7 protein-coding genes, 1 tRNA gene and 1 pseudogene are annotated in these 11419 nt (G+C 44.0%); 3 read left to right on the top strand and 6 right to left on the bottom strand.

Features of this window, described 5'->3' with window-relative positions; genetic code table 11:
- Nucleotides 1-84, top strand: a pseudogene (locus ACPUEY_RS10095) (IS1 family transposase); the annotation flags it as partial.
- A 605-nt stretch (nt 85-689) separates the two neighbouring features.
- A complete protein-coding gene (locus tag ACPUEY_RS10090; protein WP_425121980.1) occupies nt 690-1112 on the top strand; it encodes a hypothetical protein in 423 nt (140 codons plus the stop codon).
- 103 nt (nt 1113-1215) lie between these two features.
- On the opposite strand, the gene ACPUEY_RS10085 is transcribed toward ACPUEY_RS10090, so the two are convergent.
- The 6 genes from ACPUEY_RS10085 to lldP form a co-directional block, all read right to left on the bottom strand.
- Nucleotides 1216-1305, bottom strand: a tRNA-Ser gene (locus ACPUEY_RS10085).
- Nucleotides 1306-1402: 97 nt separating this feature from the next.
- A complete protein-coding gene (locus ACPUEY_RS10080; protein ID WP_425121979.1) occupies nt 1403-3436 on the bottom strand; it encodes an FAD-dependent oxidoreductase in 2034 nt (677 codons plus the stop codon).
- Nucleotides 3437-3618: 182 nt separating this feature from the next.
- A complete protein-coding gene (gene dld, locus ACPUEY_RS10075; protein ID WP_425121978.1) occupies nt 3619-5328 on the bottom strand; it encodes a D-lactate dehydrogenase in 1710 nt (569 codons plus the stop codon).
- 334 nt (nt 5329-5662) lie between these two features.
- The gene (lldD, locus tag ACPUEY_RS10070; RefSeq protein WP_425121977.1) at nt 5663-6817 is read right to left on the bottom strand and encodes an FMN-dependent L-lactate dehydrogenase LldD; all 1155 of its coding nucleotides are present in this window, start codon (nt 6815-6817) and stop codon (nt 5663-5665) included.
- 2 nt (nt 6818-6819) lie between these two features.
- Nucleotides 6820-7563 carry a transcriptional regulator LldR gene (lldR, locus tag ACPUEY_RS10065; protein WP_131273251.1) on the bottom strand — a complete coding sequence of 248 codons (744 nt, stop codon included), beginning with the start codon at nt 7561-7563 and terminating at the stop codon, nt 6820-6822.
- Nucleotides 7564-7595: 32 nt separating this feature from the next.
- Nucleotides 7596-9272 (bottom strand): L-lactate permease, encoded by a 1677-nt coding sequence (lldP, locus tag ACPUEY_RS10060; protein WP_425121976.1) that lies wholly within the window; start codon nt 9270-9272, stop codon nt 7596-7598.
- Nucleotides 9273-10020: 748 nt separating this feature from the next.
- Between lldP and argG the strand changes: the two genes are divergently transcribed.
- Nucleotides 10021-11364 (top strand): argininosuccinate synthase, encoded by a 1344-nt coding sequence (gene argG / locus ACPUEY_RS10055; protein WP_425121975.1) that lies wholly within the window; start codon nt 10021-10023, stop codon nt 11362-11364.
- The last annotated feature ends 55 nt before the right edge of the window (nt 11365-11419 follow it).

Here is an 11419-nt window from a genome sequence, read left to right as displayed (position 1 = left end):
AGTTGCAACTTTTCTAAAAAGCTCGAAAATCATTTTAAAGCCTTTGATTTGACTTTCTTTTACCTTAATAACGGATTTGTTTAACGCTAGCATACTTTTTGAAACACCACCTGCATCTTTATTTATTGCAGCTTGGTATTTAATCCCTACAGCATTTAAAAAATCTCCTGCTGTTTTCTTAATTTCAAATAACGTAATGTAAGCACCAATTTCATATAACGCTACTTGAGAAAAATTGTTACGTGGAACTCCATTAGGTGTTAGCCATTTTACAGGGCGTCGATTTAAATAAGCATCTTCGTCTTCAGAATTAGCCCTCTCATAATCTCCACTAATAACACCTATATACACCATTCTATCTGATTTGCATGGATAAACTACATAATCTCCAGTTTTTACCACATGCATAAATCTGTATATTGTGGCTACCTGAGTTCGGATAGAAGGCATTGAAGAATCAGGCTGTTTTGCTTGCAAAGCAAATTTAAAAGCTTCCCTATCAGCTTCAATCTGACTTAAATCACCTAGCTCTGACCACCATATTCCAATGTAATTTTTTTCAACTGGTTCAGTTCCAACATGTACACCCATGTGTACACCCCAAACGGTTGGAGTATCAGACATTTATTAACCTTAAATACTTGTAATTTATACTGATCAGAATATCTTAAATAAGGGTAAATTTGAATATGAGTATTATTATGGGTATCGTTTCTGAATTTAAAAAATTTGATGCTGATCTTAAAAATCCAAACTGGTCGGTATCTTCAATTAGTTCTAATAATGAGTTAATTGTTAGTTTATGGGGACATAAACCTTTATTGTCTAAACACCCAACTGAAAGAAAACAAATCTATCGTGACCGTATTGATAGATGGTCTGGTAACGGATGTAATGAATTTAAGAAAAATCTTGATCTTGCATTGGAAGAAAACTTAAAAATTAGACCAATTATAGCAATGCTTGAGAAAAGTTCTGATTTTCAAAATATTTTAGATGGTAAAGATGGCAGCCAATACCCTAAAAGATTTAATGCAAAAACAAATTGGATCGGTGAATTAACTGTTTGGGATGGTATCCAATTTGAGATTGTTTTTAGTCTTGAGCAATAATTTAAACTCAAAATAGGTTTTTATTCCGTTTACTATTGGCTTACATTGCATAACCCTAGAAACAACAAAGCCCTGACAATGTCAGGGCTTTGTGCTTGTAATCTGGCGGAAGCGGTGAGATTCGAACTCACGGAGGACTCACACCCTCGTCGGTTTTCAAGACCGGTGCATTAAACCGCTCTGCCACGCTTCCATGTGCGCCATCATACGGATGTTTTTAAAAACTGACAAGTAAAAATTACAACTAAACCATTCAAATGAATATTGTTTCACCAAATGAACTTAAAAAATTATAATTTAGCTGCCAATTCAGCACCTTCACGAATTGCACGCTTTGCGTCAAGCTCTGCCGCCAGTTTTGCACCGCCAATAATATGGTAATTTGCCAGGGTAAATTCATCTTCAGTTGGCATAATCTCCTTCACTGACTCCTGCCCTGCACACACCACCACGGTATCGACACGTAACAGCTGGTCATAACCATTGGTTTTAATCCATAAGCCTTCATCAGTAATGGATTGATATTGCACCCCACGTAACATTTTTACTGCATGCTTTTTCAATTGTGCACGATGTACCCAACCTGTGGTTTTGCCTAATCCAATCCCCAGCGGTGTCGTTTTGCGTTGCAAGAGATAAATTTCACGTACCGGATGATCCACTTCAGCAGCTTGCAGGCCACCTTCAGAAATATAATTCGGATTAGGGTCAATACCCCACTCCCGCTGCCAGTCCGCCAAGGGTTGCGGCTGTGGCTGATGTTCAGGCTTTAATAAAAACTCAGACACATCAAAACCAATACCACCGGCACCAATCACCGCCACCCGATTACCAACAGCAGCACCACGTAATACTTCTGCATAAGACAACACTTGCGGTGCCTGACTGCCTGCTATTTTTAATGCACGAGGAATCACTCCCGTTGCCACCACAACTTCATCAAAACCTTCACGCTCCAGCTGTTCACGGTTGACTCTGGTATTTAAGCGCAGTTCTACACCAGTTCTTTCAATTTGGACTTTAAAATAGCGGATGGTTTCATGGAATTCTTCTTTACCCGGAACCACTTTAGCCAGATTGAACTGCCCGCCTACTTCATGGCTTGCTTCAAATAATGTGACTTTATGACCACGACTGGCAGCCACTGTTGCAGCCGACATGCCTGCCACACCACCACCGACAACAGCGATTTTTTTCGGTGCTTTGGTTTTTACATACACCAGTTCTGTTTCATAAGCCGCGCGTGGATTGACCAGACAGGTTGCACGCTTATTTTTAAAGGTGTGGTCCAGGCAGGCCTGGTTACAGGCAATACAGGTATTGATTTCATCTACCCGATTGGTAGCAGTTTTGCTGACCCAGAAGGCATCTGCCAACAATGGTCGTGCCATCTGCACCATATCTGCTTTTCCAGCCGCCAAAATGGCCTCGGCCGTTTCAGGCATGTTAATCCGGTTGGAGGCAATCACAGGAATAGCCACATGCTTTTTCACTTCGGCTGTATAATCGGCAAACGCTGCACGTGGCACTGAAGTGACAATGGTCGGAATACGGGCTTCATGCCAGCCAATTCCGGTATTCAGCAAGGTAACTCCGGCTTTTTCCAAAGCCTGTGCCACCGTAATCACTTCCTGCATGGTATTGCCATCATGTACTAAATCGAGCATGGATAAACGGAAACAGATAATAAATTTTTCACCGACTTTTTCACGAATAGCTTTAACAATCTCTATGGCAAAACGCATGCGGTTTTCAATGTCGCCACCCCAGCGGTCGGTACGCTGATTGACATGACGGCTTAAAAACTGATTCAGCAAATAGCCTTCAGAACCCATAACTTCCACGCCATCATAGCCGGCTTTTTTGGCAATGCTAGCCGTGTGTGCATAATCTTCGATGGTCTCTAAAATCTGCTTTTCACTCATTTGACGCGGTTTAAATGGTGAAATTGGAGATTTAATCGGGCTGGCAGAAACCACAAAAGGCTGATAGCCATAACGGCCCGAATGCAAAATCTGCATCAAGATTTTTGCACCATGCTTATGTACGGCATGCGTCACCAAACGATGTGGCGCCACATCCGCCAAATTATTCATGGTACCGCCCGCCGGAAGCAACCAACCCTGACGGTTCGGTGAAATTCCCCCGGTAATAATCAGCCCTACGCCACCTTTTGCCCGTTCGCCAAAATATGCGGCCAATTTAGGATAATTATAAAAACGGTCTTCCAGACCGGTATGCATGGAACCCATCACGACACGGTTTTTAATGGTCGTAAAGCCCAAATGCAGCGGTTTTAATATATTTGCATAGCGAGTTGTCATGATGGATCCTTTATATATTGGCTTTGCAACTTGTTGATATTACTTTACCTATTTTTACTTTTTTGTTTATGACTTGTTTTAAACATTGTCTGACGAAACTGTCAATTTTCCATAAAAAAAGTGCAGTGATTAGACTGCACTAGAGATAGAACCCGTTATGATTTTTGATTTAATTCAGTTTTTTAATTTGTTTCTTGATTCCAGTATTTTAATTTTGAAGTATGACCAATTCCCACATTAAAGCTATTGGTCGGGTCCAGTTTTTGATAATGCTTTTTGAGCGCAGGCTTGGCCACATATAAATGCCCGACATTATGTTCTGCGGGATATTCAGCCCCACGTGCATCCAGTAAACTCCACATCTGATGTTCTATTGCCAAAGGATCTACGCCTTTTTTCACAATATAGTCCTGATGGAACACATGACATAAAAAATGACCGTAATACAGTTTATGAATAATCAGCTCATCCATTTCTTTCGGCAAAGTTTCTACCCATTCACGGTCATTACGGCGTAAGGCAATGTCCAGCGCAACAATATCTTCCACTTCTGAACGATGGGTGTCGCGATAACGAATGGCAGCTCCGGCTACGGCAAAACGGTGTAGAAAGGCTTTGCGTCCTTCTTCTTCGGTACACAGGAAATAATTTCCAGTGGTGTTAGCTGAAAAATAGTGCTGTAAAAACTGCTGCACCTGTTCTACATCCTGATTTTCGATGCGCAGCACCAGATGATGCTCATACAAATCTCGGAACTCATTCATGCGTTTCGGTAAATGCGACGGTAAAAATTTGCTCAACATTTGCAGGACTTTATCAGACAGCCCTTTCATGCCGATTTTTTCCAGGTAGCCATCGAGCTTATCTTTCATGGCAAAAGCCGCCGGCACTTTGGCGGTCCCGAATTTTTCAATGAACATGAAAGTGTCTTTGCCATATTCCGCGCCAATATCGTAAGCCACCCGGTGAATATATTCGCCTGCAATTGGCAAACGCGGCAAATCGGTAAGTAGAAAACGGCGGATTGCGGTTAAATCTTGCTGGGTATTGGTGCCGACATAAAACACCTGACTGGGAATTTTTTCAAATGTATCCAAACGTACCGCAAACACGCAGACTTTTCCTGCCGAACCGGATGCTTCATACAAGCGCGATGGATCGGCATTAAAACGCGCCGGCGTGTTCTCATCGACCTGAGTCACGTCATGGGCATAGCGATGATCCGAAGCACAGCAGTGCTGATCATTTTCAATATCCGTCAATTGATATTGCTGATTTTCCAGATTAGATAAAATTTCTTCTGGTGTTGAACCGAGCTGGATGCCCAGATGGTTGACCAGTTCCAGTTGCCCCGATTCATTTACTCGGGCATACAGGGCCAGTTCGGTATAGGCAGGTCCACGGCGAACCAGTGCACCACCGGAGTTATTGCAGACTCCACCCAAGACCGATGCACCGATACAGGAGGAACCAATCACGGAATGTGGCTCGCGATTAAACACTGCCAGTTCTTTTTCCAGTTTGTCTAGCGTTGCACCGGGCAAACAAACCACTTGTTTCGCATCATTAATCACTTGAATGCCAACCAAGCGTCGAGTGTTGATCAGAATCACCGGACGGTCATAATCATCGCCAAAAGGGGTTGAGCCACCGGTGAGCCCGGTATTGGCAGCCTGCATAATTACAATACAGTCTGCATCCACAGCAGCCTGCAAGACTTGCCACTGTTCCAGCAATGAACCCGGGACGACCACAGCCAGGACTTGACCGGAACCGTAACGGCGACCTTGCCGGTATAATCGTGTGTCATTGTCATCTGTGAATACATGTTGCTTGCCAACAATATTGATGAGCTTTTGAATGGTTTGTTGTGGATTTGCTAGAGAACTCATATTTGGCATTTTCCAAAAATAAATGTCTAAATGATTTATTTACGTCATTTTATGGATATAGATTTTTTACTGATAAAGTGATTTTCAGTCCGAACATCTCTGGTCTAGAAAATACACAGAAAAATTAAGTGAAAGTTCCCTCTCCTTCTAGGAGAGGGTTAGGGAGAGGTCTTGATGAAAAGAAGATTAAGTTCAAGATCCCCTCATCCTAACCTGCTCTTGCACTTCGCTTTAAAGGAATACTTAAAGCTTGTTCAGGGAGAAGAGACTTTCAATATAAAAAATTGATGGTTAAGCTTAAATACTGCTGACTAGCTTAAAATTGCTGAACATCTCAACCCGCCAACTCTTTCTCCAACTTCACCAAACAATTCGAAGTAATATCGGCGATGGTTTTGGCACCGGTCAGCGTCATTGCCACGCGCATTTCCTTATCAATCAGTTCAAGCAGATTGGAAACACCCTCACCACCGGCAGCGCCCAGTGCATAGACAAAAGCACGACCCAACATACAGGTATCGGCACCTAAGGCCAGCATCCGCACCACATCCAGACCATTACGGATACCCGAATCGGCCAGAATTTTGATGTCGCCTTTAACTGCATCGGCAATCGGTGGAAGCGCACGCGCGGAAGACAAGACTCCATCCAGCTGACGGCCACCGTGATTCGACACCACAATACCATCTGCACCGAAACGTACTGCATCCTTGGCATCTTCAGGATCTAAAATACCCTTGATCACCATTGGACCATCCCAGAACTCACGAATCCACTCCAGATCCTTCCATGAAATAGAGGGATCAAAATTAGAGCCTAACCAGCCAATATAATCCTCAAGACCCGTTGGTTTGCCCAAGTATTTGGAAATATTGCCCAGATCATGCGGACGGCCCATCAAGCCCACATTCCAGGCCCAATGCGGATGGAAACAGGATTGCATATAACGGCGCATTGCCGCATTTGGCCCGCTCATACCCGAGTGGGCATCTCGGTAACGCGCGCCCGGCACAGGCATATCTACTGTAAATACCAAGGTAGAACAGCCTGCCGCTTTGGCACGTTCCAGGGCATTTTTCATAAAGCCGCGGTCACGCAGTACATACAACTGGAACCACATTGGACGCTGAATTGCTGGCGCCACTTCTTCAATCGGACAGACTGACACGGTCGATAGCGTAAAAGGAATGCCTTTTTTATCTGCCGCCACTGCCGCCTGAACTTCCCCGCGACGTGCATACATCCCGGTTAAACCGACTGGCGACAATGCCACCGGCATCGACAGGGTTTCATCAAACAGTTTGGTTTCCAGACTTAACTGCGACATGTCATTCAGTACACGCTGTCTCAATGCAATTTTTGATAAATCTTCCACATTACGCTTCAGTGTATATTCCGCGTATGCACCACCATCAATATAGTGAAAAAGAAAAGGCGGCAACCGACGTTTCGCAGCTTCACGATAATCATTCGCAGAAGAAATAATCATGCTTATATCCTGTTTAATCTACTGGCACGCTGGCGACGAGCTTCTTCTTCATCAATCAAGCGTACCTGTTGTACTACAAACTCAATGTGTCCACAGACTGCACTGCGTGCAGCATCCGGATCACGGCGTTCAATCGCATCCATCACCTGAAAGTGCTGATCGTGCAATTGATCAAAACGGTGCGATTCGCTATAGACTTTCCGTCGGCCCAAAACCACGTTGTATTTCAACAGGTCAAACAGGCCGCGCATCATCTGTATTAGCACTAGATTATGTGAGGCTTCGGCAATGGCTAAATGGAACTCGGCATCCGCTTTAGAAGCCTGATCATCATCCCCAATAGATTGATAATGGGCAATCCGATCGTAGCAGCGACGAATATTTTCCAGGTCTGCTGCTGTTGCACGCTGAGCGGCATACCAGGCAGTACCACCCTCCAAAACGCTACGGGCTTCCTGTACATCAAACCGGTAAGCCGGGTCCTGATCGATCAGATTGCTTAAAGGTTCTACAATTTGATGATTGGTCCAGGCGCTCGGCAGCAGCTGCAAAAAGGTGCCAGACCCCGCCTTGCTCAGCAACATGCCCGTACTGGCCAGATGCTGAATGGCTTCACGCAGCGATGAACGCGACACCCCGAGCTGTTCACATAATTTACGTTCTGCAGGCAAACGGTCTCCAACCTGCATATTGCTCTGTTCAATCAACATACGGAGCTGCTGTACGGCTTGGTCGGAAACTTTCATCTGCATTTCTCTACTCTTGCATCAATTCCAGTTTATGGAATCATCCATGGGAACACATAGGCTTGTAAGGTAATGATAATACCAATCATCACGGTAAAGGAGATACTGTGTTTCACGGTAAAGCGGAACAAATCAGATTCTTTACCCACCAGACCTACCGCCGCACAGGCAATGGCAATCGATTGAGGTGAAATCATTTTCCCGGTCACCCCGCCACTGGTATTGGCCGCAACCAGCAATACTTCCGGCACGCCAATCTGTTGTGCCGTGGTCGCCTGAAGTGCCGAAAAAAGTGCATTGGCAGATGTGTCTGAACCGGTCAGGAATACCCCTATCCAGCCAAGGAATGGCGAGAAGAAGGTAAATGCCTGACCGGTATGTGCCAACGCCAAAGCCAGGGTAGCCGACATGCCTGAATAGTTCGCAATAAAGGCAAAAGCCAGCACCATACCAATGGAATAAATAGGAACTTTCAATTCATTGATGGTTTCGCCAAAAGTGATGACTGCTGCTTTAGGCTTCATTTTCAGGAAAATGATGGTGATGATGGCGGCAATGAAAATGGCTGTGCCTGTAGCAGAAATCCAGTCAAATTTATAAATCGCATCGTAGTCCTTAATTTCAGGGACCACCGGCGGCATCTTCTGGATCAGCTGATGCAAATACGGCACCTTGATCGAAATCACCAGATCATGCAGCGCGCCATCTTTGGCAAATAAATCCTTAAAGGGCTTGATACTCCAGATGGTGACCATTGCGGTTAAAATGGCAAATGGCGACCATGCCTTGGCAATTTGGGCAATGCTATATTTCTGCTGTTTTTGAGCTGCGAGCTGTTGAGCAGCGGATTCATCCACATTTGCGTCCTGGTCTGCAAAACGGAAAATGTGTTTTGGCTGCCAGAATTTAAGCAAAATTGTTAAAGAAACCAGTGAAGCAATTGCAGCGGTAATGTCTGGCAGTTCAGGACCTACAAAGTTAGAGGTGAGATATTGTGCAAGCGCGAACGATCCACCACCCACAATCACCGCTGGCCAGGTTTCTTTCACACCGCGCCAGCCATCCATAATCGCCATAATCCAGAATAGAACAATCGGCACCATAAACGGCAACTGACGTCCTACCATCTGGCTGATTTCCATGGTATCCACCCCGGAAACCTGCCCGGCCACAATAATGGGAATCCCCATTGCGCCGAAGGCAACCGGTGCAGTATTGACAATCAGGCATAAGCCCGCTGCATATAAGGGTTTAAAGCCTAATCCCACCAGCAATGCAGCGGTAATGGCAACCGGAGCACCAAAACCTGCTGCACCTTCAAGGAAAGTACCAAAGGCAAAACCCACAAAGAGCATCTGTAAGCGCTGATCTTCGGTAATCGACAGAATGGAGGAACGAATAATATCGAACTGCCCTGTTTTAACCGAAATTTTATATAGAAATACGGCCCCGATGATGATCCAGGCAATTGGCCACAAACCATAGAAAAAACCGTAAATCATCGATGCAAAAGCCATCACGGCCGGCATCTGATAGGAAAATAAGGAAACCAGCAGCGCCAGGATCACGGTAATTGTTCCCGCTACGCTACCTTTCATGCGGAATACCGCAAGTGCTAAAAAGAAGAAAATGATGGGAATCAGGGCAATCAAACTGGAGAGCCAGATATTGCCCATAGGATCGTAAATCTGTTGCCATTGTTGAAGCATTGTCCTCTCCTTGAAATGCTTTTCCAGAATACAAAATGGTCTGATCACCTACCAATGAATACTTAAATTGGTATGACCAATAATCATTTAATTTAAAAAATATATCTCTAAACTTTAAATATGCTACTTTTTAACCAATTAAAGATCAATATCCAATTTATTTATTTAAAATTGGTCATACCAATATAATGTATAAAATATTCAAAATCTGCACAGACCACACTGGTTAAAATTCACTCAGATATTTTTAATTATTTCATTTTTATTATTTTTTTGGAAAATTAAAAAATCCGGGACAACCATCTAATACTTTAGTCGATAATAGGGGTTATTTGAACGATGCTTGCTCAAAGCAAAGCACTATTTACAGTAAGCGTAGATCCTGATCATTAGTCTCCTGGATAATTAGAGACAGATAACAGGTGCGACAGAAAACCATGCTGACAGGAAATAAAATGCGCGGACATGTTGCAGGCGATCAAACTTTGAATGTGCTGCTCAAAATTGTTATGGGCCTTGCTTTTAAACCCTGTATAACGCCGGTTTATAAGCCACAGCTTTGCTCTGCTTCACGATTCAATCCAAATCTTTGCTTATAAACATATATTGAATCTATCAGTTTCAAATTTTCAACGAGATTTTCTTTTGTAAAACCATTAGAAATAAAATAGTGCTACAATTAAAGAAATGTGTATTTTCTTGGGCCACCAAATTTCTCGGTGCCTATTTCATATCGTTAGGATTAACAATGTCTGATAATGCAACTATCTTGCAGAATGTCCCAGTAGGCAAAAAAGTTGGTATTGCCTTCTCTGGTGGTCTAGATACTTCAGCTGCTCTATTGTGGATGAAACAAAAAGGCGCAGAACCTTATGCTTATACAGCAAACCTGGGTCAGCCTGATGAAGACGACTATGATGCGATTCCGAAAAAAGCGGAAGCGTATGGCGCAGTAAAAGCTCGCTTGGTTGATTGCCGCTTACAACTTGCATTAGAAGGTATTGCTGCTATTCAATGTGGCGCTTTCCATATCAGCACTGGTGGTGTTCCTTATTTCAATACTACGCCATTGGGTCGCGCAGTAACCGGTACCATGCTTGTTACCGCAATGAAAGAAGATGACGTCAATATCTGGGGTGACGGTTCAACTTATAAAGGTAACGACATTGAACGTTTCTACCGTTATGGCTTGTTGACCAATCCAGCGCTTAAAATTTACAAACCTTGGTTAGACCAGACTTTTATTGATGAGCTTGGTGGTCGTGCGGAAATGTCACAATTCCTGATCGACAACGGCTTTGACTATAAAATGTCAAAAGAAAAAGCCTACTCAACCGACTCAAACATGCTGGGTGCAACGCACGAAGCGAAAGATCTTGAATACCTGAATGCCGGTATCAAAATCGTTGACCCAATCATGGGCGTTGCGTTCTGGAAAGATGACGTTGAAATCGCTCCTGAAGAAGTTTCAATTACTTTCGAAGAAGGTTTCCCGGTTGCAATCAACGGTCAACGCATTGAAGATCCGGTTGAGTTCATTCTTGAAGCCAACCGTATCGGTGGTCGTCACGGTCTCGGTATGTCGGATCAGATCGAAAACCGTATCATCGAAGCGAAATCTCGCGGTATTTACGAAGCGCCGGGTATGGCACTGCTTCACATCGCTTATGAGCGTCTGGTGACGGGTATTCATAACGAAGACACCATTGAACAATACCGCATCAACGGTCTGCGTTTAGGTCGTTTGTTGTACCAAGGCCGCTGGTTCGATTCTCAAGCACTGATGCTGCGTGAAACTGCACAGCGTTGGGTTGCTAAAGCAGTAACGGGTACTGTGACTTTAGAACTGCGTCGCGGTAACGATTACACCATCATGAACACTGAATCTCCTAACCTCACTTATGAAGCTGAGCGTTTAACCATGGAGAAAGGTGATTCTATGTTTAGCCCTGCTGACCGTATTGGTCAATTGACCATGCGTAACCTTGACATCACGGATACGCGTGCAAAATTGGGTATCTATACAGGTGCAGGCTTACTTTCTGTAGGTACTGGTTCAGCTGTTCCTCAATTAAAAGACAAAAACAAATAAGTTTGTTTTAGGTCAAAAAAACCGCTCGAAAGAGCGGTTTTTTTATCTGACCCGT

It is taken from the genome of Acinetobacter sp. G11 (assembly GCF_049808495.1).
In the GTDB taxonomy this organism is placed as follows: domain Bacteria; phylum Pseudomonadota; class Gammaproteobacteria; order Pseudomonadales; family Moraxellaceae; genus Acinetobacter; species Acinetobacter kookii.
Note: the sequence above shows the minus strand (reverse complement) of the source record. Positions and strands in the feature narration are given on the sequence as shown.